The sequence below is a fragment of the Vibrio sp. QJM3NY_21 genome (assembly GCF_057785975.1).
The window spans coordinates 2,490,235-2,515,443 of the sequence record NZ_CM173513.1; the positions used below are offsets into that span (position 1 = coordinate 2,490,235).

Consider the following 25,209-nt stretch of genomic DNA (forward strand, 5'->3'; position numbering starts at 1 on the left):
ACTTGCTAAAAGACTAAGCACAAAACAAGCGACAACATCTTGCTGCCGCTTTTACTCATTAACTTCGGACTATGACTTATTGCGAGTCAGTTGGTCACGTAAGTTCGGTGGAGTGCCTTTAATCGTTAGCGTGTCTGTCTCCGGATCGTAAAAGATACGTTCGCCTAGAAGCAGACTATCAAAACTAACATTCAAACCGCCACCAGCACCAACAAATTTTGTTAGTTTACGCATAGTTGCGCGATCAGCGGGGAAACTGTCTTCTAACTCGTAGCCTTGCTCACTAGTATAGTCAAAGAAGCTTGTACCATCAGTGCTTGCTGGCAGTTCTCCAGAAAGTTCACGAACTTGAACTTCATCGCCCGCTTTTAGCTGTTCGTTACAGTAATCCGCAACCTGCTTTTTATAGCTGATCGCTTCTTCTTTTTCTAACTTAGAGTCTGAAACGAAATCTTCTACCGCTTGCATCAGTACTTGGTTTTGCTGTTTCGCATCCAAACCGACTTCAGCTTGTAAGAAATCTAAGAAGAAATCCGCGACTTTACGGCCAACACGTCCTTTAATGTAAGTTAAGTAACGGTTTGACTCTTTGTCTGTGTCGTATGTTGAAAGGTCAAGGCGCGCCACAATATCCATCTTTGAGATATCAAGGTAATCAGTCGCACTGATGTCTAACCCTTCAGTCACTTTCAAACTTTGGTTCGAAGGCAGTAAACCGATGAAAAGGTAGTCTGTCGCCAGTGATTGGTATTCAGCGAGTACCAAAGTGCCTTCGTCAGCAAATGGGTATTTCGATAACTCATCTTTTAGACGTAGCGCACTTTTTTGAGAGAAATCATAGAAACTTTGCTCTCCCGCTCGAAATTCATGCAACGACTGCTGGAATTCGCTGTCGGATTTGAAAGAACCAAACCCTTTACCTGCTTTTGAATTAAAAACACGGTGAAGTTCAGCAACTAGGCTTTCAGATGAAGCATCGTTTTCTAGAGATTCAGCACGATAGTTAACAATCAGTTCATCCTGATCGTTCTTGCTCAGCTGGTGTAAAATTACGTTGGAAAGGTGAAGGCTCATAGTGAAAATATTACCGTTCAGGTTTCAGTTGTCGTGCATAGTAGGTTATCATAAGCCGCTTTTACTATCATTATTAGAGTCCTTATGCCGATTATATCTAAATACACAGATGATCAAGTTGAAAAAATCCTAGCTGAAGTAGGTGCTGTACTCACTAAGCACAAAGCTTCACCAGAACTTTCACTGATGATCGCTGGAAATATCGCAACCAATGTCTTAAATCAGAATGTTGCTGCTTCACAACGCAAAGGAATTGCTGAAAAATTTGCCGAAGCTTTAATCTCTTCTCTTGAAGATAAAAAGTCTCACTAAATTTGATTGACGGATAAAAGAATTATAAATGGTAGACAGCGCAAACTCATATAGCGATCGCGTATCTCGACTTGTTGGTTGGGGTCACTGGTTTGCATTTTTCAACATCATTGCTGCGATGTTGATTGGTACTCGTTATATTACTCAATCTGCTTGGCCAGAAACCCTATTGGGTCAATTTTATTTGGCTGCATCTTGGGTTGGTCATTTCGGATTTTTAGTATTCGCGCTTTATCTATTAGTGCTGTTTCCGCTCACTTTTATTCTTCCGTCGAGGAAGTTATTACGTTTGGTTGCCGTTTGCTTTGCAACCATAGGTTTAACTGTCCTACTGATTGATACCCAAACGTATCAAAATATAAACCTCCACCTGACACCTGTCGTGTGGGAGGTTTTATTTAGTGGAGAGGAGTCTGCATTCACATCTGATTTGCAACACCTCTTCATTGTTATGCCACTTATCTTCTTATTACAGCTAGGTCTGTCTGAGTGGGTTTGGCGTAAGCAACGTAAACTGTCTCATAAACACATTGGCCGTCCGATTACTGCCGTCTTCTTCTTGTGTTTCATCAGCAGCCACTTGACTTACATGTGGGCTGATGCGTATTTCTACAACCCAATTACTAGCCAGAAAGCGAACTTCCCACTGTCATACCCAATGACAGCGAAAAGCTTTATGGAAAAACATGGCCTATTAGACCGTGAAGAATATTTACAGCGTTTAGAAGCCAACAAAGAGAACGTAAACTTAGTTAGCTACCCGCTCGAAAAAATTCAATACAACCGCCGCAGTGATGATCTTAATATCCTGATGGTGAGTGTAAACAACCTTCGCTCTGATGCACTTAATGCCACAGCGATGCCAAACAGCTACGCATACTCACAACAATCGATCAACTTCACCAATCACTACAGTTCAAGTAACGACATGTTTGGTATCTTCGGTTTGTTCTATGGCCTTCCAAGCAGCTACGCAAGCAGCATCGAAGCTCAGGGTTCAAGTGCAGTACTGTTGGACGTTTTAGATAATCACAATTATAAGTTTGCGGCTTTCAGTGGCGACAACTTTGACGATGCACTTTACTCGGAAATCATCTTCCGAGGCCGTGATGTTATGCCAGAGCAAGCAACTTATGATGACAAAAGCGCGATACAAGCTTGGTCTAACTGGATTCAATCACCACAAGCTAAACGTCCTTGGTTTAACTTCATTGAGCTGACCACGCTGGATAACTTCTCTAGCTACGATTCAAGTTCAGAGTCAGATTCAACGTTAACGACAGCAGAACGTTTTGCTGCAGACTATCAAAAGTCTGCTCAAGCAGCCGATGCTCAGCTAGCAACAATCTACACTGAACTGGAACGCTTAGAGCTAACCGACAACACGGTGGTTATCATTACTTCTAATCACGGTAGCGAGTTTAACGAAACTAAGACCAACAGCTGGGGCGCAAACTCCAACTACAGTCGTTATCAGTTACAAGTGCCACTATTTATCAGCTGGCCTGGTAAGTCTGCTTCTGAATACACTCACCGTTCTAGTCATTTAGACGTGTCCGTAACGTTGATGCAAGAGCTATTGGGCGTATCTTCAAACCCAACAGATTTCAGTAGCGGTCGCAGCCTGTTTAATGAGCGTAAAAGAAAGTGGATTCTCGCGGGTGACTCACGTGAACTTGCCCTTGTTACCGACCAACAAACCACGGTGTTAGATAAATTTGGTAACTACAAGTTGTATGACCAAAACTACAAACGCCTAAAAGATGTAAGCCCTCGCTTACCAGTATTAATGCAAGGCTTAACAGAGCTGCAGCGTTTCTACACAAAAAATGATTAACTAGTCACCATATAAAAAAGGGAAGCATGCTGCTTCCCTTTTTTATTGCCGCTAATGACTAGAAAACAAACAACCAAACAAGATTATGATAATTAAGGGTTTACAAGGCACTCTCCTCCTTATATTATGCACGCCAATGGAGGGATGGCTGAGTGGTCGAAAGCACCGGTCTTGAAAACCGGCAACCGTTAATAGCGGTTCTAGGGTTCAAATCCCTATCCCTCCACCACATAAAAGAAAGCCGCTGAGAAATCAGCGGCTTTTTTGCGTCTGACGTAAAGTGAATCGAATCTAAAGTTTAATATTCAACTATTCCCCAAAGACAGATTGTTTGGTTCATTCTGAACAGTTTAAAGCCCTGTTACGACTCTATAGCTGTTTGAATATCACTGGCTAGCTCAATTTATATTCTCTCCGCACTCCAGTCATCGATACATACCTTAGACCAAACTTATCTGCACAGCGCGTTCATTCAATATGACTAGACTGGTGGTGCATGCCAATTGGGTACAGTTACTCGCTAGAGAGTCAGAATTCACTGCAGGCTCGAATAGTGTTTAGGCTTGTTTCAGGCACTCATCATAAATCCATAAAAATAAAAAAAATCCAGAGGCTTCATCTAAGTCTCTGGATTTCTAAATTTGGCTTGAGCGCTACTTTAATTAAGCGTTTTCTTGCTTAGTCTCTTGCTGCTCTGCTTGTTTCTTTTGTTCAGCTTCATTTGCTTTTTCTTCGTGGTTTGAACCACCACATCCGCCACAACAGCTCATAATCATACTCTCTTTGATTGTGTTTAAGTCATTCACTGCAGACATAATATTAAAGATGCATTTTAAATGCAACTTTAAAGTCATCAATATTGAACATTCGCAACTTGTAGTAATTTAAGCTTTTGGTTTTATTAAAATTGGTAAGTACAACACAACGAAACAACTGTATGCAGCGACCCACAGAGCGCTGGATAAGGTGATGATAGAGACAATATCATGGGTAAAGTATCCACCAAACACTCGAACAATAAAGGCAAAAACAATGGCGATTAACGCCGCAGTCATTATTTTACCAATCGCAATAGTTCGGCCTGTATGCCCTAAAGACACACGTGAGATCATTGATAAGATCATCACTCCCATTCCACCAACGGTTAATGCATGAATCGCTTGTGATTGTGTGACCAATGACGAAATGATCGAAACACCATACAAAACCAACCCTAACGAAATGGCCCAGTAGCTTAAGTGTAGAGACCACACAAGAGGAGTCTTAAAAGCAACCCATATTTTCCACCTTACTGCCCTAATCGCATTTGCCGAGCCACTGACAATAAACACGAAAGCAACGAGATTTTGTGGAACTGGAAGTATCTGAAAGCTCAACACAACGGCGAAAATCGTGCTCACGATGCTCAGCTTTTCAAGCCATGGTAATGCAGGGGTTCGTGGTGTCTGTGTGCCATTAGCGGTAAACATAGGAAAAACTCGTCCACCCATAATGCACATGACTAGAGTCACCAACAGCACCATGCTTGTGCTAGCTTGTGACATTAAGAGTGGCTGCTGAAATAGAACACCATAGTGCATCGCAGCATTGGCAAAGGTCATAAGCAGCAGAATAGGAATGAACAACAGATTTCGCCAAAGCTTCACACTGACAATATTGTGGGCAAGATAAATTACAGCGATCGGTAAAAACAGTAAATCGAGTACAGCCACCAGCCAAGGGCTTAGAACCTCAGGTAGGAACATGGCTATTCTCGCACACAACCATAGAGCCAGAAGTATCATTAACCCACGTCCGTTAATACTGCGGACACCCGTCCAATTTTGTACGGCCGTCAGCAAAAAACCAACCACAACAGTGGCTGCAAAGCCAAACAACATTTCATGAATATGCCACCACATTGCACCGCCATAAACATTTAAGATTGCGCTGCCATTCCAAAAAGCAGCCCAACCAACTAATGCTGCAATACTAAAAAGTGATGCAAACAAAAAAAACGGTCGAAACGCGAGTTCGAAAAATGCCGTCATTGAAACGCCATTGTTGGGGTTTTGATTTAAATTTTTCATCATCGTAAACCTAGTGAGTAAACAAAACTTGCTTACTTTAAATAACTTCAACCGCCAAGAGTTGCCCTAGCTTGTAGCTGTGCCCTTCGCCGAGGAGATCTTGCAAGCTATAAGCGTCTAAGCTTTTGTAAAAACACTCTTGAGCTTCAGCAAAGATAGTTTTCAATTGGCAATTTGGTGTAATGACACAGCTATTATCCTCGCCAAAACATTCAACCAAGTTACGTTTGTCTTCTAACTCTCGAACTAACGTACCTATGTTGATCTGACTTGGATGGCAACTGAGTTTCAAACCACCATTTTTTCCTCTTGTGGCGATCAGATGTCCTTTGAGGTTGAGTTGCTGAACGATCTTCATTAAATGGTTTTTAGAAATACCATAACTGTTAGCAATATCGCCGATGGTGCTAAGAGATTGGTTGTTGATCGCTAAATAGATCAGAACTCGTAGGGAATAATCAGTATAACGTGTGATATGCATGGTGGGATATTTCACTCTATAAGATGCATTCATTATGAATCTTATAGGCAGCAAAGGCAAGTTAACCCTAATGGGGAATGGTGGCTACACACCAAAAGCCAAGGCTTCGGTCCTAATTACGTTCCTCACATCAGTTGTATTCGATCCTTTCTCCATTTTCCTTCCTCAAATGATACCTACCCCCCGAAGTCGAAACGATCAGGAACATTTTTCGATGTATTTTCACTCTAACCATATAAAAATGCACAAACTTGTTCATTAAAAAAGCAGTCAGTTGGTAAGGGTATTTACAAGCGAAAGCCAGCCTTATATTATACGCGCCATTGGAGGGATGGCTGAGTGGTCGAAAGCACCGGTCTTGAAAACCGGCAACCGTTAATAGCGGTTCTAGGGTTCAAATCCCTATCCCTCCACCACATTAAAAAAAGCCGCTGAGAAATCAGCGGCTTTTTTGTATCTGGAGATCACACAAGCTCACCGCTCAACTGCTAACAGCAAATGCGGCCTTCAATAACTGCATGTGAATTGGAACCAGATCTTGGTGCTGAGTTCGATATCCGCCACCGACTACGCAGGCCATCGGAATAGACTCTGATTTCGCTAATTCAATCATCAAACAGTCGCGTTCAAATATCCCTTTTGTCGAGACATTCAAATAACCCAGTTCATCGTCTGATGAATATCGATCCCCGCATCATAAATAATCAGATCAGGTTGATGGTGAGCAATCGCTAACTTAGTGACTTGTTCAAAACAACGTAAGAACTCTGCATCTTCTGTTTCACGACTTAACGGCACATCTAAATCGGATAATGGCTTTCGTGCAGGAAAGTTTTTGTCGCAGTGGAATGATAGAGTAATGATGTCGTCATTCTCTTGGCAAAGAGTTGCTGTGCCATCACCATGATGAACATCGCTGTCGACGATAAGCACTTTATCGATATGTTCAAAGGTCAGCGCATGTTTTGCCGCTAACACCAGATCGTTCAACAAACAAAAGCCACTACCAAAATCATGATGCGCGTGATGATAACCACCACTCAAATGAATCGCCAAACCACTCTCTATTGCCATTTCAGCGGCCAAGCAGGTTCCACCACTTGAATAAAGCGTTCTCTCAATAAGTTGTTCGCTCCACGGGAAACCGATACGTCTCATCTTTGCTGCGGGCAAATTACCAGAAACAAGCAAATCCACATACTCACTATCGTGAACCTGTTTTACCTGTTCAACCGAAACCGGCGTTGGCTGGAAGATTTCAAACTGGTTCTTCCATAGAGGATCGCTATCCATTAACGCTTCAACAGCACTGTGTAACAACTGATATTTGTTGATTGGGTAACGATGACCTTCTGGTAAAGGTAACTGCGAATAGATTGAGTGGTAAATTAAAGGAATCATAATCAGGTTAATTGCGTATCTTTCTCAAAATCATAACAGTCTCAGCCTAGGCGACAACCTTAATTAATGATAATAGTTATCATTATCTAAACTTTCACAAAGAGACAGCTATGAAAAACCTAATACTCATCTTTGGGGTGATCTGCGGCTCAATGGCAGCAGTAATGATTTTTATAGGAATGCTAATGGCCAGTTGGTGGAGCGTTGATTTTCTCGTGTTAAGCCATCAAACTTAACTAATTGAACTGAAAAGGAATCACCATGAGCGTAATTTTTATTACTGGAGCGAACCGCGGCATTGGCTTAAGCCTGACTCAACAGTACTTGAAAGGTAGCCACAAGGTTTACGCGACTTATCGTGAAGCCACCTCCGCAGAAGCTCTTCTGTCTTTGGCGAAAAACAACAGCAATCTGACCTGCATTCAATTAGAGATAACCGATTACCAAGCAGTAGGCCAACTCCCTTCGCAAATGGAACCGATTGATATCTTGATCAACAACGCTGGCTACTATGGTCCTAAAGGTTATGGGCTAGGTAGTACCGATGTCGAAGAGTGGCGCCGTGTATTCGAAGTCAACACCATTGCGCCATTGAAGCTTGTCGAGACTCTATTACCTCTTCTAGAAATTAGTGACGTCAAAAAGATCGCCTGCCTGTCCTCTAGAGTCGGTAGCATGACCGAGAACACCTCGGGAGGCGGCTACATCTATCGCTCCTCCAAAGCCGCTCTAAACTCCGTTGTGAAGAGCCTAAGTAACGACTTAACCGATAATGGCGTTACGGTGTTAGCTCTGCATCCAGGTTGGGTACAGACCGAAATGGGCGGCCCTAATGCTCTGATCGACACCGACACCTCAGCTTCTGGTCTTATCAAAGTCATCGAGTCCGCGAATATTGAAGTAAGTGGTCACTTCTTCAATTTCGATGGCAGTGAAATAGACTGGTAACCCGCAGATGAATGATGGCCCTCTCTCAAACCTAGTTAAGCACTCAACTCTGTTTTGTCTGACGGTGATGCTAGCTGGCTGTTTCAGTGATGGCCCCGGAGACTTATTCGACGACTACCAAACCAAGATAGCCAGAGTACAAGATGTTGACGAGATAAAAGAGGAATGGGAATTTGAAAACCTACCGAGAAAAAGAGAACTGTTGATTGACGTGCCATCGCTTTCTATCGGTCTCATCGACAGTTACCAGCTTCGTCAGTGTGGATTGTTCAATCTGATTGCAGAAAGAAATTCGGTTCTTGGGAAAGTCGCGGATGAGTTTCGTAATTACGATTATCAAGTCGCCCTACTTGCGGGTGTTGGGAAATGTTTATCCGGTAGCGAATTAGACTCTGAGGTCGTAGAGCTACTGAAAGAAATCGAGCAGCAGAAACTCACACAGTTTCCGCTGCACCAGTGGAATCTCATCTATGCCAGCGATGCCATGCAGTCGCAAATGCGTGGCAGTCAGTGGTTACGTGCTGATATCGGCGATCAGGTACGACAAACCAGTGGCGCCTTAGAACATCTCAACCAAGCGTTAAACGCGCCGCTCGTTTCCGGCAAGACTATTGAGGTTCAAGAAATATTAGAGAAGAGCTCTACGCTCGGGGATTTATACTACTCGCTGGCTCGTGCTTCGGTTGAGCTTGATACCATCACCCAGCAGCTGACTACTTTTGACGCCAACATCATCTGTGGGAAGCAACGAGACACAACTAAGTTTCGCTATCTCAACAATGTGTTCGAACAACAGTATATTGACAAAGTTCAGCCTTACATGGCGCAATTGGATGGCTACTATCAGCAGCTAGCCCCGCAACTTGCTATGTTTGACGCACAGCCTGAGCTACACAGTTATTACTTTCCCATCAAAGATGCGCATCAAGCCTTTCGATCATCCACTCGCCGCCACGTTGATTATTGGCAGCAGCTGTTTAAGCGCTGCGGGCGCAAAGTCGGTCGTTAATCCCGGCTTCAAATATCAAATAATGGACAGTTGTTGATCTCAGTCCCTAACAATTAATTCTTAGCTTTTAGTACCTTTCTTAGCGTAAGTCTTCTTCCTTGTCCCACCAGCTTTACGGCGCTTGAATGCTGGTCTTTCAACTTTAGGAAGATGACGTAGGGATTCAGGGACTTCTCCCGTTTTCACTTTACCCATCAAACCATCAATCTTACTTTCTAACGCTTGCATGAAAGGTTGATACGCTTGGTTTCGTTCAGCCATGCCTTGCAACTGATGCTCCCAGTGAGCCGTCATGTCGGGAAAGGTCGAGTCCTCAGGTAAAGCATTAATCAAGCCTCTTCCCGCCGGGCTACTATGGATGCTTTTACCTTGTCGCGTTAACAGTTGTCTCTTGAATAAAGTATCTAGAATACCCGCTCGGGTTGCTTCTGTGCCAAGACCATCGGTCTCTTTCAAAATGGCTTTAAGGTCTTTGTTTGCGACAAAGCGCGCGATACCAGTCATCGCTTGTAGCAAGGTCGCTTCCGTGAAGTGTTTTGGTGGCTCAGTCTTTTTGTCTCCAATAATTCCTTCACGGCAATTGAGTACCGTTCCTTTATCTAATGGAGGCACCGTATCCGTACCATCACCTTTCTCTTCAGTATCCGTTTTGCCCATTAACACTTTCCAACCTGGATTGATAAGCTGACGTCCTTTGGCAATGAATACGCCACCAGCGATATCAAAAACTAACTTGGCATCGGCAAAAATGGCAGGCGGGTAGAATTGCATTAGATACTGACGAGCAATTTGCTGATAGATTTTCATCTCATTGGCAGACAGGCCGTTCACCGATGACTTTTTCGGAGTAGGAATTATCGCGTGGTGAGCATCGACCTTACTGTCGTTCCATGCTTTGGATTTAAGAGAAAGATCCGCACCTTGAGCACCACTTTGCAGCTCTTTCGCATTGTTAGCGATAGCATCCACGACCGACTCTCTTTGCGAGTAGTGATCCTTAGGTAGGTAGCGGCTGTCAGAACGTGGATAAGTGATGAGTTTGTGCTTCTCGTACAACGACTGACAAGTGTCGAGTACCTGTTGAGCACTCATACCAAAACGCTTAGACGCATCAATTTGCAAAGCTGACAACGAATAAGGCAATGGCGCAGCTTGTTTACTTTGCTTTTGCTCTGATTCCGTCACCGTCGCGGGTTGGTTCGTAATTCGGTTAGCCACGTTCTCAACCAGCTTTCGATTGAGCACGCGGCCTTCTTCATCTTGCCATGGTTTACATGCTTCGCTTGGTTTCCAACGCGCTCGAATATCAAAGCTCTGGCCGTTATTTTGATAAGGGATCAAAGCGTGCAGAGTGAAATAATCTTTAGGAATGAAGTTTTCTATTTCTTCATCACGCCTTACAACCAAACCAAGTACAGGCGTTTGTACTCGCCCTACCGACAACACGCCTTGGTAGCCCGCCTTTTGACCTAACAAGGTATACGCGCGAGTCATGTTCATGCCATACAGCCAATCGGCTCTAGAGCGCGCCAATGCAGAAATAGAAAGTGGAATAAAATCTCGGTTACTGCGCATTTGAGAGAGCGCACGCTTTACGGCTGGTAAGTTCAAATCGCTGATCAGCAGCCTGTCCATCGACTCTTTCTTAGCCTTAGACACCTTGCAGTAATCGATAACTTCATCAACCAGCAGCTGCCCTTCTCTATCCGGGTCACCCGCATGAACGATTTGAGTCGCGTCCTTCAATAGCTTTCGGATCACCGTGAGCTGTTTGCTTGACGTCTTACGCGGTCTTAGTTGCCATTGCTCTGGCACGATAGGAAGATCGGCTAAGTTCCACTTCTTATAACGGTCATCATAAGCATCCGGCTCAACCTGCTCCAATAAGTGTCCAATACACCAAGTCACCACATCCCCATTGCCACATTTGATAAACCCTTGGTCTTTCTTCTGTGGATTCGGTAGTGCAGCGGCGATCGCGCGGCCTAGGCTTGGTTTTTCAGCAATGATAAGACGAGACATGTTTTTCCAGATGCTACAAACAATTAGGGCCACATTATCTAATGTGGCCCCTAGAAATCAAGGAAAACTGGTTGTTTATACAGTTAGCATTCCACTATTCAAGCTTCGGCTTTCTTTACAAGAACTCGACGAACTTAGAGAAGTCACGCTCTGGTACTTTCATTGGCGTACAGCCCGGAGTGCCCAAATATAGGAAACCAACGATTTCATCGTCGCCTTCTAGGCCGAAAGCTTGGTGAACTTCAGGGTGGAACATCCACTTACCTGAGCGCCAAAAACCTTGGAAACCTTGAGCAACTGCAGCCATTTGCATTGCTTGTGCAGCGCAACCTGCAGAAAGGTGTTGTTCGAATGAAGGCACTTTATCGTGTTCAGTCACTTTTGCGATGACAGTGATAACCATAGGTGCTCGAAACGGCGCTTTCTTTACTTTCTCAATCACCGCTTCTTCGCTTTCGTCCGCTTGTGCTGCTCGAACCAAAATATCGGAAAGCTTATGTAGCCCAGAACCTTGTGCGATAACAAAGCGCCACGGTGTCAATGCGCCGTGGTCTGGAGCGCGCAAGCCCGCTTTAATGATGTTTTCTAATGCTACACCTTCAGGTGCTGGATCAGAGAGTTTTGCGATTGAGCGTCTGTTGAGCAATAGATCCAAAGCATCCATTTGAAGTCCTTACTAATTTTTATTGTTTGTATAGTTGAACTGTAGCACAAAACACAAACGATAATAAATCTCAACAGCTGTCCATTTGAAGCCATATTTGAAACGACACTAGAAACAATAAAGGCTCCTAAATCTATGACTTAGGAGCCTTATTTATTTTTCCACTTCAAGCTAGTTTAGCGAGAAAATTTAACGATGTTCTAAGGCTTGATAACCCGCTCTACAGTTTAATAGCTAGCTCAACACCTTGACGGATAGCTCGTACCGCATCCAACTCACCGGCATAATCAGCACCGCCGATCACGTGAAGCTTGCCACCAAACTCTTGCCACATGTCTTCGAATGGACGAACTGAAACCTGACCCGCACACACGATAACGGAATCGGCATCGAGTACCTGATCTTTCTTACCAACGCTGATGTGCAGACCTTGGTCGTCAATCTTGTTGTAGCTCACGCCACCAAGTAAGTTCACACCACGTTTTTCTAATGTGCGTTTATGAATCCAACCTGTAGTTTTACCTGGGCCTTTACCGACACGCCCGACTTTACGCTGCATCACCCAAACCGTTTTATCACTGAACGAATCAGGATAAGGATAAAGTCCACCAGGGTGTTCCATATTCTTATCAATGCCCCACTCATGCAGCCAGTCATCCAAGCTGTGAGAAGTCGGCTCTGTCAGCATAGTTGCCACATCAATACCAATACCACCGGCACCAACAATCGCGACTTTTTCGCCTACTGGTGTCTTTTCGCGAATCAAGGTTTGATAATCGATTACGTTTTCTTGGTCAATCCCTTCAATATTAAGCTTTCTTGGCTCAACACCGGCAGCCATCACGACTTCATCGTACTTCAACAACATCTCAAACGTCGCTTCAGTATCCAGTTTTAAGTTCACGCCTGATGCATCTATTTGATTAGCAAAGTAACGAATCGTTTCTCTGAACTCTTCTTTACCCGGAATCTGCATTGCCAATCTAAACTGCCCACCGATACGGTCATTTTTCTCAATCAGATCAACATTATGACCACGCTGTGCCAACGTCGTCGCGCAGGCTAAACCAGCAGGCCCAGCGCCAACCACGGCAATAGTTTTGGTCGCTTCGGCAGGCTGAACAACAATTTCAGTCTCGTAACAAGCGCGAGGGTTCACCAAGCAACTCGCTCTTTTGCCCTTAAATACATTATCAAGACAAGCTTGGTTACAACCGATACAGGTGTTAATGAACTGCGCTTGGTCTTGAGCGGCTTTATTAACAAAGTCAGGGTCTGCCAAGAATGGACGAGCCATTGATACCATGTCGGCCTGTCCTGAACTGAGGATACGTTCGGCCTCTTCTGGCGTGTTGATACGGTTACATGTCACCACTGGGATCGACACGTATGGTTTAACTTTTTCCGTCACCCAAGAGAATGCTCCTCTTGGAACTTGTGTCGCAATAGTCGGGACACGAGCTTCATGCCAACCAATACCAGTATTGATAATGGTCACGCCCGCTTCTTCTAGCTTCTGAGCCAAAAGTACAACATCTTCGAACGTGCTGCCTTGCTCAACCAAATCCAGCATCGATAAGCGGAAAATAATGATGAAATCTTTACCCACCGCTTCGCGAATCGATTTAACGATCTCTAATGGGAAACGCATGCGCTTCTCATAAGAACCGCCCCATTCGTCATAACGCATGTTGGTACGTTTACAGATAAATTGGTTAATCAAGTAACCTTCAGAGCCCATGATTTCAATGCCGTCATAGCCAGCAACCTGAGCTAGCTCTGCACTGTTGGCAAAAGCACCTATGGTCTTTTTAATTTGACGAGGGCTCATTTCACTCGGTGCAAACTTGGCGATTGGCGCTTTGATGCCCGAAGCACTTTGCGCGAATGGGTGCATTGCATAGCGGCCAGCATGCAGCAACTGAAGGGCAATTTTACCGCCATGCTTATGCACGGCCTCGGTAACAACTTGGTGAGCTTTTGCGTGCTTAACTTTACTGAACTCAGCACTAAATGGGGTCAATCTGCCACGTAAATTAGGAGAGAAACCACCGGTAACAATAAGGCCAACGCCTCCTTTTGCTCGCTCTTCATAAAATGCGGCAAGCTTGTGGAGGCCTTCTTTATTTTCTTCTAAACCCGTGTGCATTGATCCCATCAATACACGGTTACGTAACTGAGTAAATCCAAGATCGAGTGGTTCGAGTAAATGTGGGTACATGGCAGACATCACTTCTATTATTATATCCTTGTGGTCTGACCACAATATAACTCAATCACCAAAAGTTCAAACAACCGTTTACATTTTTGTAACACCGATCATAATGCTGAAGGTATTAATCGTTCAGAAACCCTTAATTTGTCTACACTTAATGAGAATATATATCGATTAACAATTCTTGGTGTAGTTTGAGCTAGGGAATTATCGTAGGATACTAAGCAGTTCATATTATTGAGATTAATAGTACTGTTGCTTGTTAAAGCCACGTGATCTCACTGCGGAGACATAATGAAAAAGATATTCAAATTTATAGGTATGATCTTTAAAGGGATTTGGAAGCTCATCACGTTTGTGCGTCTTGCGCTCGTTAACCTCTTCTTTTTACTCAGTATCGCCATCATCTACTTTGTATACTTCCACTCAGACACAGCTCAGCCCACCGTTCCACAGGAATCGGCTTTAGTACTTAACCTGTCTGGTCCTATCGTGGAGCAAAGTCGCTATATCAACCCGATGGATTCGGTCACGGGTTCACTGCTTGGCAAAGACCTTCCAAAAGAGAACGTCCTGTTTGATATTGTTGAGACGATTCGCTACGCCAAAGACGATGACAACGTTACGGGTATCGTTTTAGCACTCAAAGAACTGCCAGAAACCAATCTGACCAAGCTTCGCTACATTGCTAAAGCACTCAACGAGTTCAAAGCAACTGGCAAACCAATTTATGCGGTGGGTGACTTTTACAACCAAAGCCAATACTACCTAGCCAGCTACGCAACTAAAGTCTTCCTATCACCAGATGGTGGGGTTCTACTTAAAGGCTACAGCGCCTATTCGCTTTACTACAAAACGTTATTAGAGAAGCTAGACGTCAACACGCACGTATTCCGTGTTGGTACCTATAAGTCAGCTATCGAGCCTTTCATTCGTGACGACATGTCAGATGCAGCGAAAGAATCTGCTTCTCGTTGGTTAGGCCAATTATGGGGCGCGTACGTTGATGACGTAAGCAACAACCGTCAGATCGACGCGAAAACGCTGAACCCAAGCATGGACTCTTTCTTAAAAGACCTTGAGTCGGTTGATGGCGATATCGCAAAACTGGCAGAGAAGCTTGGTTTAGTTGACGAACTGGCGACTCGCCAGCAAGTACGACTAGAGCTTGCTGACGTTTTCGGCAGTGATGGTCAAGACAGCTATAACGCGTTTGGGTACTACGAGTACCGTACAACCATGCTTCCAGACCTAACAAGTGAATCGCACGATGTTGCTGTGATTGTTGCTAGCGGCGCAATTATGGATGGTAAGCAGCCACGTGGCACCGTTGGTGGAGATACGACAGCAGCACTACTTCGCCAAGCGCGCAACGACGACAAAGTAAAAGCCGTTGTACTTCGTGTAGACAGCCCAGGCGGTAGCGCATTTGCTTCAGAAGTGATTCGCAATGAAATTGAAGCGATCAAGCAAGCGGGCAAGCCGGTTGTTGTCTCTATGTCTAGCCTTGCCGCTTCGGGTGGTTACTGGATCTCGATGGGTGCGGACAAAATCCTGGCTCAACCAACGACCTTAACTGGTTCGATTGGTATCTTTAGTGTTATCACAACTTTCGAAAAAGGGTTGAACGATATTGGTGTTTACACTGATGGCGTTGGTACGTCACCTTTCTCTGGTCTTGGTATTACGACTGGGCTTAGCGACGGCGCGAAAGATGCGTTCCAAATGGGCATTGAAAACGGTTACCGCCGATTCATTAGCCTAGTTGGAGAGAATCGCGGCATAGAAGTCGATGCTGTCGACAAGATCGCTCAAGGCCGAGTATGGACTGGCCAAGATGCAATCCAGAAAGGTCTAGTCGATGAAATTGGTGATTTTGATGATGCGATTGCAGCAGCGGCTTCACTTGCGGAGCTTGAAACCTACAACATCTACTGGGTAGAAGAACCACTTTCAACGACAGAACAATTTATTCAAGAATTTATGAATCAAGTTCAGATGTCGATAGGCTTTGATATTCAATCAATGATTCCAAGCAGTTTACAACCTGTTACTCAGCAGTTAGCTCAAGATAGCCAGCTGTTAGGCAACTTTAACGACCCACAAGGCCGATACGCTTTTTGCTTAAACTGCCAAGTTCAATAAGATAAGCTCACGCTTTGTTATCAAGAGGCGCCTCTGTGTGAGGCGCCTCTTTTTATTGCATGATAATTCGCTATAATCGCCCCCCTGTTCCCTATATCACACTAAGTATTAATCGCCATGGAAAGAAAACACATCTATATCGCGTATACCGGCGGCACAATTGGCATGCAGAAGTCTTTGGACCACGGCTATGTCCCTGTCGCAGGTTTTATGGATAAGCAGCTAGCTGGCATGCCTGAATTCCATCGCCCAGAAATGCCTGAGTACACCATTCACGAATACTCTCCATTGATGGACTCTTCAGATATGACGCCACTTGATTGGCAGACTATCGCTGATGATATTCGCGCGAACTACGATAAGTACGATGGTTTCGTTATCCTACACGGTACAGACACAATGGCTTACACCGCCTCTGCTCTGTCTTTCATGCTGGAAAACCTCGGCAAACCTGTGATTGTTACGGGCTCTCAGATCCCATTGGCAGAGTTACGTTCAGATGGACAAGCAAACCTGCTGAATGCTCTGCACATTGCAGCGAACTACCCGATCAACGAAGTGACACTGTTCTTCAACAACAAGTTGATGCGCGGTAACCGCAGCACAAAATCACATGCAGATGGCTTCAATGCGTTTACCTCTCCAAACCTAACCCCATTGCTAGAAGCGGGTATCAATATCCAGATCAGCAATAACGTAAAGGTAAACGAGCAACCTGAAGGTGCTTTCAAGGTTCATAACATTACTCCGCAACCCATCGGCGTAATCACTATGTATCCAGGCATCTCACATGAGGTGATTCGCAACACACTACTACAGCCTGTTAACGCAATGATTTTGCTAACTTTTGGTGTTGGTAACGCACCACAAAATCAAGAGTTACTTCAGCACTTAAAAGATGCATCAGAACGAGGTGTGATTGTAGTGAATCTAACTCAGTGTTTGGCGGGTAAAGTCAATATGGGTGGTTACGCGACGGGTTGTGCACTAGCAGAATCTGGAGTTGTCAGTGGTTACGATATGACACCAGAAGCGGCACTGGCGAAGTTACATTACCTGTTGAGCCAAAACTTAAGCTACGAACAAGTGAAGGATCAAATGCAACAAGTGTTGCGCGGTGAGATGAGTTTATAAGCTTGTTCAGCTATAGGTTTAGAGCTATAGGTTCAGAGGTTTAGGTTTAGCTATACGTTTAACCAAAACCTTCGCATTAACCCAGTCGTTTCATGGGTATCGCAGGCGTTTAACGTGAACTAAATCGTTTTATTGCTTATAAATAAACGGCTTAACAGCTAAAGGGGTGGCACAGTGCCACCCCTTTGTTGTAATTTAAGCCTAATGATTCGGGTTAACCCTAACAATATCTTCTTGGTCTGACTTAAATTGCTTCTTAAGCTCAGACTTAGATTTAAAGCTAATATCACCACCAGCTGCAACTGTCATATGTTGAGCTTCGGAGTTATGTTTAGATTGATATAACATAACTGCTTGCATACACGAGTCGCGTTGTTCTTTAGAGAGCGCCGTACCTTCTGGCCATTTACCCGTCTCAACGGCGTAAGTTAAACGTTCGTAGACCTCGGGTGTCATTGCGCTAAGAAGTTGTTCTGCATCCATGATAAAGCCTTAGTTTTAACAATTTTCACCAGAAAATAACCCGTAACAGAATTGAGTCAAGAACCTGACCGATAATAAGTGCATTCGATCACAAGTGAAGGAATATGAAAATGATGAAACGGTTGGCAATTAGCCTATTACCTTTCACTCTGGTTGGGTGTCTTGAAGGAAATAAAAATACCGATCAACTCTGTCAAAGTAATCCGGGGCTGCAGTGTGAGGAATTGAACATGAACGATGGGCAATGTCGCGTCGCACGTACCGACCTCATCTGGCATCGATTTGAAGTTCAGAAGCAACCCTCCGAAGCCAATAAGATTAAAGAGTTCAAGTTAGTCACTGCGTACAAAAAGTGCCTAGAGCTTGCGGCGCAGATCGAGACGATTGACCAATCTAAGCTGCAAGAGCGTCGCTTTACCTCTTTAATGCACAGCATCGAAGAGTCTGAGCGTATTGTAGATGAACTATCACAATCCAATACACCGGAAACGCTTTACTTCTTGTGGTCACAAACCGGGGACACCAACGCCAGACGCAGTTTCCTACAGCTAGAAGGGAAAGAAGCGTTAAATACGGCAGAAATGCAATATGCCTTAGCCACCTTCTATACCACCCGTGATCATGCAAAAACGCTTAAGCTACTCAATAATGCGTTAACGCTTTCAAATGGTTCGGTCGTCAACACTGAAATCTTCAAGTCGATGGCCAGTATCAACCACAGCCTTGGTCATATGGAAAAAGCGTACGTGTGGGCAATGGTTGCCAAAGACTTTGATGTGCCCATTGCTTCTGAAGCTGAGCTCACTGTGCTGTATCGTTTCGACAAACCTCAATACAAACAATTCAATGATGATGCTGAAAAGATTGTCGAAGCCATTGAAGACGGCGTTTACACCGCGTCTATAGTGCCGAACTATTAGTTTTGATTTCTTAATGCATAAAAAAACAGCTACCGTCATGGTAGCTGTTTTTATTTGTACTAGAGTTAATTCTGAAATCTTGGGCTGTTCAATAGTCCTTAATCGACAAGTACGACCTGTAAGGATTAAACAATAGTTACAAGTTATTTCGTACTTTTGTCATTTTTGTTGAAAATTAACGACACAGAATTAACACAGAATCGCTCACCTGTTGTCTGCGGGCCATCAGGAAAAACGTGACCTAAATGGCTATCACATGCAGTACAACGGATCTCCACACGCTTCATTCCGTGACTTAGATCCTCTATATAGCGTACCGCTTCATCACTTACTGGGGCATCAAAGCTTGGCCAACCGCACCCAGAGTCATATTTGTTATCCGACAGAAACAAAGGGCTTTCACAGCATGTGCAGCTATAGACACCAGTGTTATGGTTGTGCAGTAACTTACCGCTATATGGGGCTTCAGTACCACGTTCACGGCACACAGCAAATTCGTCGTCCGTTAGGCGCTCACGCCAGTATTCATCAGGCTTTATCATATTTCCTCCCTTTTGAACCACGTTAATATCTCTCCACATTCTCAGTTATTATATTTACTTTTTTCTATAAAGGCTTGCATATCAGTCGTTTTGTAGCACATACTTTCTCACCAGGAAACATTGTACATATACACTCATAAGTGAATCATCATTTAGGGGTATTTTACCCAACTGGAAGGGTACAGAGCCACTTGCAATGGTCAATTTTCAACCACTTACGCCCAATTGTTAAGAAAAGCGTCGCTTTTTTTTGACATTAAACAAGTTAAGTCGGATTATCTATTGCAGATGTATACTGGATTCTGTAATTTTACTACCAGTTATCTTTAATCAGAAATTAAGTTGTGGAGCAACTACAATGACTATCAAAGTAGGTATTAACGGTTTTGGCCGTATCGGCCGTTTCGTATTCCGCGCAGCTCAAGAGCGTGCAGACATCGAAGTAGTAGGTATTAACGATCTAATCGACGTAGAGTACATGGCATACATGCTTAAGTACGACTCAACTCACGGCCGTTTCAACGGTACTGTTGAAGTTGAAGGCGGTAACCTAATCGTTAACGGTAAAACTGTACGTGTTACAGCTGAGCGTAACCCAGAAGATCTTAAGTGGGATGCTATCGAAGTAGACGTAGTTGCTGAAGCAACTGGTCTTTTCCTAACTGACGAGACTGCACGTAAGCACATCACTGCTGGCGCTAAGAAAGTAGTTCTTACTGGTCCTTCTAAAGATGCAACTCCAATGTTCGTAATGGGCGTTAACCAAGCATCTTACGCTGGTCAAGACATCGTTTCTAACGCTTCTTGTACTACTAACTGTCTTGCACCTATCGCTAAAGTACTTAACGATAAGTGGGGCATTGAGTCTGGTCTTATGACTACAGTTCACGCTACTACAGCAACTCAAAAAACTGTAGATGGCCCTTCTGCTAAAGACTGGCGCGGTGGCCGTGGTGCTTCTCAAAACATCATCCCATCTTCAACTGGTGCTGCTAAAGCTGTAGGCGTTGTTCTTCCAGAACTAAACGGCCTTCTAACTGGTATGGCTTTCCGCGTACCAACTGCTAACGTATCTGTAGTTGACCTAACTGTTAACCTTAAAGCATCTGCATCTTACGAAGAAATTTGTGCTGCAATGAAAGAAGCTTCTGAAGGCGAAATGGCTGGCGTTCTTGGTTACACTGAAGACCAAGTAGTATCACAAGATTTCATCGGTGAAGTTCAAACTTCAGTATTCGATGCTAAAGCTGGTGTTGCTCTAACTGACAAATTCGTTAAAGTTGTATCTTGGTACGACAACGAAATCGGTTACTCAAACAAAGTTCTAGACCTAATCGCTCACATCTCTAAGTAATTTCTTTTTAGAAATAGCTTTAGATAAGCATTAGCGAAGACTGTTTTGAGCAGACTTTGAAAAAGGCGACCTTAGTGTCGCCTTTTTAATACCTGCTATCTTTTAAGCGGCTTCGACCCCGATCACCAAAATGCCTTGGCTAGTCACACACTAAAACTTAACCTAAACCTAAAACTTAAGTCAAAACGCAAAATTTAATTCCAATACTGGCTCTGCTTGTCACTCACAAAATCACAAGCACTGTTCTAGCCAGCATTTGAATTCAATTTCCTTAGAAGGATCATGTAATGGATTTATCTACTCTACCTACACTGACAGTACTTTCTGACAACGTGACTATCGTTGAACACGAAGGTGTAAAATTGGTTCGCGTTATCCACGATAAAGCAAACGCAGCCATTTCATTGTTTGGCGGCCATGTGGTGTCATTCCAACCACAAGGTCAACAAGACCTTATTTGGATGAGCCAACAAGCTAAATTCGATGGAAAAACAGCCTTACGTGGGGGTATTCCAGTATGTTGGCCTTGGTTTGGTCGCATTGCTGCACCTGCTCATGGTTTTGCACGTTCAAGCGAATGGCAATTAGTTGAGCACCGTGAAAGCGAAGCGGGTGTGATTGTAAGCCTAGGCCTAAAGCCGAATGAAGAAACTCTAGCAGTATGGCCGCATCAGTTCGATGCACGTTTAAATGTTGAGATTGGTGACCAATTAAAAGTAACTTTGGATGTGAAAAACACAGATTCACAACCATGGACTTTCTCTGGCGCGCTGCACACTTACCTAAACGTTGGTGATATTCACAACACAACCACAACCGGTATGGGTGCTGAGTACATTGATAGCCTGCAAGGTGGCAAGATCTGCCAAGGTGGTTCTGAACTGGTACTAACCGACACGATTGACCGCGTTTACACGCAACCAGAAGCGCAAATCTTTGTTGCTGACAAAAATCTGGATCGCACACTAACGGTTGAGAACCACGGTCATAACTCTGCTGTATTGTGGAACCCGTGGGCAGAAGGCGCTGCAGCTATGGGCGACATGCAAGATGACGGTTACCTAACCATGATGTGTGTAGAATCAACACTACACGCACCAAGCCTAGAAGCTGGTAAAACGCTGCAGCCTGGCGAGAGCCACCAGCTTATTACGGTTATCTCTTCGAACTAAGCTTCTAGCTAATCGAATTAAAAAAATGCAGCTCATAACGCTGCATTTTTTATTGCCCCGAACCTCACACGTACCGTCCAGTAATCAACGTCTTAACACAAGCCAGTAGTCCATCGCCTCTCCGTTTAACTCCACGCCACATGGCTCTCATCACTCTAGTTTATAAATATAACCATCAATTCATTAATTCATTAATTCATTAATTCATTAATTCATTAATTCATTAATTCATTAATTATTATCAATCACTGCCGATAAATAAGTACCTATGATAGAAAGCTCAATAACAAACTTCCTTAAAACCACTTAACAACACCTCAATGAAGACAGGATAGTGAATTCATGTTCGAGAAATACAAAAATCAAAGTGTTGGTTTCCAACTTAAGTTGGTCATTTTGCTGTGCTTGCTTATTGCCTTTGGCTCCATTGCAACACTCGTGTACCGCAATGCCTCACAGGTATTATTAGACAACACGTTAAAAGAACACCAATCCAAAGTAGAAGCGATGGCCAAAACCATCTCTGGTCAGTTTGATGCTTACCTGCATACCGCTAAAGTTTTAGAATCCACTTTTCGTAACGGTTACCTAGCAGGTGTTTATGTTGAAAGTTATGACGTTGAGTTCAACGGTCATTCAATTCCCAACATGACTCAGTATGGTGAGAGCCTAATCAATGACACCAAACTCGTCGATAGCTTTACCCGCGACACCGGCGCCGTAGCAACCCTATTTGCCCCATTTGGCGACGACTTTATTCGTGTCTCAACTTCTCTTAAAAAACCTTCAGGCGAACGAGTCGTTGCGACCACGCTAGGGAAAAATCATCCAGGCTATAGCAAGCTCAAAAATGGCCAGCCTTATTACTCTCAAGTTAAGCTCTTCGGTCAACGTTACATCACCTACTATGCGCCTTTGACCAATGCTCAAGGCAAAGTAAACGGTGTCTCTTTCATTGGTCTGCCAGTAGAAGACGCGACTCAAAGCCTGTTTGAATCTTTACGCTCGGTTTCTTGGGGAGATACGGGATACACCATCATTGTCGATAACGAGAAAGATCATCAAGGCCAGTACTTACTGCACCCTACTAACGTTGGCGGTGGTAAATCGATTGTTGATGTTGCTGACTACGACGGCAACAAACCTTTCTATCAGATCTTTGAACAGCAATCCGGTTTGATTCTCTACCCTTTTGAGTACCAAGGAACTGTAGGCGAAAAGTATCTCGTCTACACTAAAGTTCCTGGTTGGGATTGGAAACTACTTGGCGGTACTTTTATCAAGGAAGTGACCAAGGGCAGTGATGAACTGTTGAAGCTCATCGCTATAATTGCCACCTTGATTGCTGCCGCTACCATCGTCGCGTTAACCTTCGTGTTAAACCGTACACTGACGCCACTAACGACGTTAAACGAGTACATGCTACGTTTAGGAAAAGGCGAAGTGAGCCTGCATATTCCAAACAATGGCAAGCAGACGAAAAACGAGATCAGCAACCTAAATACTGGCGTTGCGAACATGGCTGCTCAATTGAATACACTCGTGGGCGAGATACGTACGACCAGTGATCAAGTTCAGAATAGCTCGAGCAGTGTGTCACAAGATGCCAGCCACAACTTGAGTCAATCTGATCGCCAGCAAGCACAGGTTGAGCAAGTCGTTACGGCCATTGAAGAGATGGCCACCTCTGCAGAATCTGTAGCCCAGCAAGTGAACAGCATTGCTGAAAATGTTCGCCTTGCAAATGAAGACAGCCAGAAAGGTTTAGAAGTCGTTGAAGGTGTGTGTATTGATGTTGCCCAACTGAATGATCAATTAGACAAATCAGCATCGGCCATCGAGCAAGTGAGTTCTGATAGCGAAAGCATTCAAACCGTCACCAAGATGATTGATGACATCGCAGAACAAACCAACTTACTTGCGTTGAACGCTGCGATAGAGGCTGCGCGTGCGGGTGATCAGGGTCGTGGTTTTGCCGTTGTCGCTGACGAAGTAAGAACATTGGCTCATCGTACACAAACGTCAGTGCAAGACGTAGTGAGCATCATCGAGAAGTTGAAATCTTCAACTAACAATGCCGTGAACCTGATGACACAAAGCCAATCGAATGCCAACCAAGTACTCGATAAAGCGCAAGAAGCCGGTACGGCTCTAGAGTCGATTGCCTCTCAAGTTGAATCTATTGCTTCTCAAGCTGAAACCATCGCTGCGACATCAGAAGAGCAAGCTCAGGTTTCTCAAGAAATCGCCGCAAACGCACATGCGATCAGCGACCTCAACCAGCAGAGCCGTGAAACTAGCGCTAAGACTTCTCACAGTGCTGATGAACTTCAAAAACAAGCTGAGTCGTTAAAGAACCAAGTTAACTTTTTTAGCTAGAAGCCGAGTTCACGGTTTCTATCAGTGACTTGCTCATAACCAATAGAGCCAACCATACGTTGGCTCTATCTCTTCACTAACTGGCTCTACCTATTCACGGATTACCGTTAGCCAAGACAGCTGCGTTTATTCTAGCGCCCCACTATGCTTCCTGTTAAAATTTTGGACTTGAAATTTCTACCTCGAGTTCGCAATGACTTACCAATGCCCTTTGTGTCACCAACCTTTATCTCAAAACGATCGTACGTTTAAGTGTGAAAAGAACCATCAGTTCGACCTAGCGAAAGAAGGCTATGTCAATTTGATGCCTGCACACCACAAACGCTCAAAAGATCCAGGTGACAACAAAGAGATGATGCAGGCTCGTCGCCGCTTCCTTGAAGGCAACCACTACGATCCGATGCGCCAAGCCGTTGTTGGTCTATGCACTAGCTATCTGCCAGAAACAGCCCCTAGCCTATTAGATATAGGTTGTGGTGAAGGTTATTACACCAATGAAATTGCGGTAAACCTTCAAGAAAAGAATGGCGCTACTTTTGGTCTAGATATCTCTAAGATTGCTATCAAATATGCGGCTAAACGCTACCCAGCAGTCGACTTCTCAGTCGCTTCGAGTCATCGCCTACCCTTTGCTGAAAATAGCTTAGATGGCATTCTACGCATATACGCGCCTTGCAAGGCAGAAGAGCTGCAACGCACGATCAAAGACAATGGTGTGGTGATTACCGTGACACCTGCTAGCCGACACCTGTATCAGCTGCGCGATGCGATTTATGATGGCGTTCGTTTGCACGATGAAGATCCAGAAGTGATCGAAGGTTTTACTCTTGAGCACCAAGAGCAACTAAACTATATGATGGAACTATCGGGGTCAGACGCATTCGACCTGCTACAGATGACGCCGTTTGCTTGGAAAGCGAGTGAAGAATTTAAACAACAACTCACCGATGCAGAGCAATTCAACTGTGAAGCTGACTTTATGCTACGAGTGTACCGCAAACAACTTTAATTGATATTGATTATCGTTTGCATTGAAATCTCATCTTGC

The 25,209-nt window shown here is 44.2% G+C and carries 19 protein-coding genes, 2 tRNA genes and 1 pseudogene; 13 read left to right on the forward strand and 9 right to left on the reverse strand.

Annotation, left to right across the window (positions count from 1 at the left end; all coding sequences use genetic code 11):
* Positions 1-69: 69 nt before the first annotated feature.
* The gene (gene yejK / locus AC3CID_RS10925) at positions 70-1,074 is read right to left on the reverse strand and encodes a nucleoid-associated protein YejK (protein WP_017079528.1); all 1,005 of its coding nucleotides are present in this window, start codon (positions 1,072-1,074) and stop codon (positions 70-72) included.
* Between the two features lie 84 nt (positions 1,075-1,158).
* On the opposite strand from yejK, the gene AC3CID_RS10930 reads away from it, so the two are divergent.
* From AC3CID_RS10930 to AC3CID_RS10940, 3 genes are all read left to right on the forward strand, one after another.
* On the forward strand, positions 1,159-1,386 hold the full coding sequence (locus AC3CID_RS10930) for a YejL family protein (protein WP_004734063.1): 228 nt from the start codon (positions 1,159-1,161) through the stop codon (positions 1,384-1,386).
* Positions 1,387-1,414: 28 nt separating this feature from the next.
* Entirely contained in the window at positions 1,415-3,223 is a 1,809-nt protein-coding gene (locus tag AC3CID_RS10935; protein ID WP_488526545.1) for a DUF3413 domain-containing protein, read from the forward strand.
* A 138-nt stretch (positions 3,224-3,361) separates the two neighbouring features.
* A tRNA-Ser gene (locus AC3CID_RS10940) sits at positions 3,362-3,452 on the forward strand.
* Between the two features lie 655 nt (positions 3,453-4,107).
* Here AC3CID_RS10940 and AC3CID_RS10945 read toward each other — a convergent pair.
* Both AC3CID_RS10945 and AC3CID_RS10950 read right to left on the reverse strand, forming a co-directional pair.
* Complete coding sequence (locus AC3CID_RS10945; protein ID WP_488526546.1) at positions 4,108-5,292, reverse strand: NnrS family protein; 1,185 nt, start codon at positions 5,290-5,292, stop codon at positions 4,108-4,110.
* A 37-nt stretch (positions 5,293-5,329) separates the two neighbouring features.
* Positions 5,330-5,773, reverse strand: coding sequence for an RrF2 family transcriptional regulator (locus AC3CID_RS10950; protein ID WP_004734067.1), 444 nt, complete (start codon positions 5,771-5,773; stop codon positions 5,330-5,332).
* 325 nt (positions 5,774-6,098) lie between these two features.
* Here AC3CID_RS10950 and AC3CID_RS10955 point away from each other — a divergent pair.
* Positions 6,099-6,189 (forward strand) — tRNA-Ser (locus AC3CID_RS10955).
* Positions 6,190-6,254: 65 nt separating this feature from the next.
* Here the strand turns inward: AC3CID_RS10955 and AC3CID_RS10960 are convergent.
* Positions 6,255-7,174 (reverse strand): annotated as a pseudogene (locus tag AC3CID_RS10960) (histone deacetylase family protein).
* Between the two features lie 261 nt (positions 7,175-7,435).
* On the opposite strand from AC3CID_RS10960, the gene AC3CID_RS10965 reads away from it, so the two are divergent.
* Complete coding sequence (locus AC3CID_RS10965; protein WP_488526547.1) at positions 7,436-8,122, forward strand: SDR family oxidoreductase; 687 nt, start codon at positions 7,436-7,438, stop codon at positions 8,120-8,122.
* 7 nt (positions 8,123-8,129) lie between these two features.
* Positions 8,130-9,131 carry a DUF3080 domain-containing protein gene (locus AC3CID_RS10970; protein WP_114633833.1) on the forward strand — a complete coding sequence of 334 codons (1,002 nt, stop codon included), beginning with the start codon at positions 8,130-8,132 and terminating at the stop codon, positions 9,129-9,131.
* A 60-nt stretch (positions 9,132-9,191) separates the two neighbouring features.
* Here AC3CID_RS10970 and AC3CID_RS10975 read toward each other — a convergent pair whose 3' ends face one another.
* From AC3CID_RS10975 to AC3CID_RS10985, 3 genes are all read right to left on the reverse strand, one after another.
* Positions 9,192-11,153: a DNA topoisomerase III gene (locus tag AC3CID_RS10975; protein WP_114633834.1), complete on the reverse strand. Its 1,962-nt coding sequence runs from the start codon at positions 11,151-11,153 to the stop codon at positions 9,192-9,194.
* 115 nt (positions 11,154-11,268) lie between these two features.
* On the reverse strand, positions 11,269-11,817 hold the full coding sequence (locus AC3CID_RS10980) for an NAD(P)H nitroreductase (RefSeq protein WP_114633836.1): 549 nt from the start codon (positions 11,815-11,817) through the stop codon (positions 11,269-11,271).
* Between the two features lie 220 nt (positions 11,818-12,037).
* Positions 12,038-14,047 carry an NADPH-dependent 2,4-dienoyl-CoA reductase gene (locus AC3CID_RS10985; RefSeq protein WP_162808230.1) on the reverse strand — a complete coding sequence of 670 codons (2,010 nt, stop codon included), beginning with the start codon at positions 14,045-14,047 and terminating at the stop codon, positions 12,038-12,040.
* 279 nt (positions 14,048-14,326) lie between these two features.
* Here AC3CID_RS10985 and sppA point away from each other — a divergent pair, with 279 nt between their 5' ends.
* Together sppA and ansA are read left to right on the forward strand one after the other, a co-directional pair.
* The gene (gene sppA, locus AC3CID_RS10990) at positions 14,327-16,177 is read left to right on the forward strand and encodes a signal peptide peptidase SppA (RefSeq protein ID WP_108202234.1); all 1,851 of its coding nucleotides are present in this window, start codon (positions 14,327-14,329) and stop codon (positions 16,175-16,177) included.
* A 117-nt stretch (positions 16,178-16,294) separates the two neighbouring features.
* Entirely contained in the window at positions 16,295-17,311 is a 1,017-nt protein-coding gene (gene ansA, locus AC3CID_RS10995; RefSeq protein ID WP_004734091.1) for an asparaginase, read from the forward strand.
* 201 nt (positions 17,312-17,512) lie between these two features.
* Here ansA and AC3CID_RS11000 read toward each other — a convergent pair whose 3' ends face one another.
* Positions 17,513-17,794: a YeaC family protein gene (locus tag AC3CID_RS11000; protein ID WP_017092496.1), complete on the reverse strand. Its 282-nt coding sequence runs from the start codon at positions 17,792-17,794 to the stop codon at positions 17,513-17,515.
* 113 nt (positions 17,795-17,907) lie between these two features.
* On the opposite strand from AC3CID_RS11000, the gene AC3CID_RS11005 reads away from it, so the two are divergent.
* Complete coding sequence (locus tag AC3CID_RS11005; protein ID WP_029222678.1) at positions 17,908-18,714, forward strand: DUF2989 domain-containing protein; 807 nt, start codon at positions 17,908-17,910, stop codon at positions 18,712-18,714.
* A gap of 143 nt (positions 18,715-18,857) precedes the next feature.
* Here AC3CID_RS11005 and msrB read toward each other — a convergent pair whose 3' ends face one another.
* Complete coding sequence (gene msrB / locus AC3CID_RS11010; protein WP_017072517.1) at positions 18,858-19,295, reverse strand: peptide-methionine (R)-S-oxide reductase MsrB; 438 nt, start codon at positions 19,293-19,295, stop codon at positions 18,858-18,860.
* A gap of 319 nt (positions 19,296-19,614) precedes the next feature.
* Here msrB and gap point away from each other — a divergent pair, with 319 nt between their 5' ends.
* From gap to rlmA, 4 genes are all read left to right on the forward strand, one after another.
* A complete protein-coding gene (gene gap, locus AC3CID_RS11015) occupies positions 19,615-20,610 on the forward strand; it encodes a type I glyceraldehyde-3-phosphate dehydrogenase (RefSeq protein ID WP_026012234.1) in 996 nt (331 codons plus the stop codon).
* Between the two features lie 287 nt (positions 20,611-20,897).
* Positions 20,898-21,782: a D-hexose-6-phosphate mutarotase gene (locus AC3CID_RS11020; RefSeq protein WP_237300041.1), complete on the forward strand. Its 885-nt coding sequence runs from the start codon at positions 20,898-20,900 to the stop codon at positions 21,780-21,782.
* Positions 21,783-22,124: 342 nt separating this feature from the next.
* On the forward strand, positions 22,125-24,161 hold the full coding sequence (locus tag AC3CID_RS11025) for a methyl-accepting chemotaxis protein (protein ID WP_237300039.1): 2,037 nt from the start codon (positions 22,125-22,127) through the stop codon (positions 24,159-24,161).
* 193 nt (positions 24,162-24,354) lie between these two features.
* Positions 24,355-25,170, forward strand: coding sequence for a 23S rRNA (guanine(745)-N(1))-methyltransferase (gene rlmA, locus AC3CID_RS11030; protein WP_237300038.1), 816 nt, complete (start codon positions 24,355-24,357; stop codon positions 25,168-25,170).
* The last annotated feature ends 39 nt before the right edge of the window (positions 25,171-25,209 follow it).